The sequence below is a fragment of the Rhizobium bangladeshense genome (assembly GCF_001662075.1).
Lineage (GTDB): Bacteria > Pseudomonadota > Alphaproteobacteria > Rhizobiales > Rhizobiaceae > Rhizobium > Rhizobium bangladeshense_B.
The window spans coordinates 1-798 of the sequence record NZ_LYPL01000105.1 but is presented as its reverse complement, the minus strand read 5'-3'; the positions used below and the strand labels follow the sequence as shown (position 1 = coordinate 798).

Genomic DNA, 798 nt, shown 5'->3' with positions numbered 1-798 from the left:
CCTTCGGCCTGCTGGTTGGTGACTATCATCTGTCTCCGCGCGATCCCGGCGACGGCGATCCGGTCAGCACGCTGTCGCAGATCGGCATGGTGGCGGCTGCCGCCTTCTGCCCCTTCGTCGCGGGTGCCGCGCCGTTTTCGATCGGGCTTGAAGACTTTCACGATCTGAATCGGGTCAGCGACTTCTCCTGGCTTGCCACGGAGACGGACCGCATCCGCTGGAACGGTCTTCGCGCGCGCGAGGACTCGCGTTTCCTCGGGCTCGTCGCGCCGCGCATCCTGATGCGCCCGCCGCTTGCGCCGCATGCGCGCGATCGCAATGACGGCTTTCCCTTCCGCGAAAGCATTGCTGCCGACGGCAGTTCGCTGCTCTGGGGCAATGCCGCTTTCGCCTTTGCGACCGTCGTCATTCGCAATTTCATCGCGTCCGGCTGGTTTGCGGAGATCCGCGGCGTCACGCAGGATGCCATCGACGGCGGTCTGCTGAGTGCAAGCGAATTGCCGCCCTATGATTTCGGCACCGAGAGCAACGGGCTTTCCGCCCAGGCGCCGGTCGAAATCCGGCTGACCAGCAGCCAGGAGCAACAGCTGTGCGATCTCGGCATCATCCCTGCCGCGACCACCTATCTCTCCTCTTCAGCGATCTTCAATTCCAATCAGTCGCTGCATGCACCGCCGCACTATTCCAATGAGCATGCACGCCAGAACGCCCGCCTCGCCGCCATGCTGCAATATGTGCTCTGCGCCTCGCGCTTCGCGCATTATCTCAAGGTCATCATGCGCGACGAAATCGGCCAAC

The 798-nt window shown here is 63.4% G+C and carries 1 protein-coding gene; it reads left to right on the top strand.

Annotated features, from left to right (window positions below; translation table 11 throughout):
• Positions 1-798 (top strand): type VI secretion system contractile sheath domain-containing protein (locus A7X77_RS31700; protein ID WP_197486935.1); only part of this gene is annotated, 798 nt, incomplete at both ends.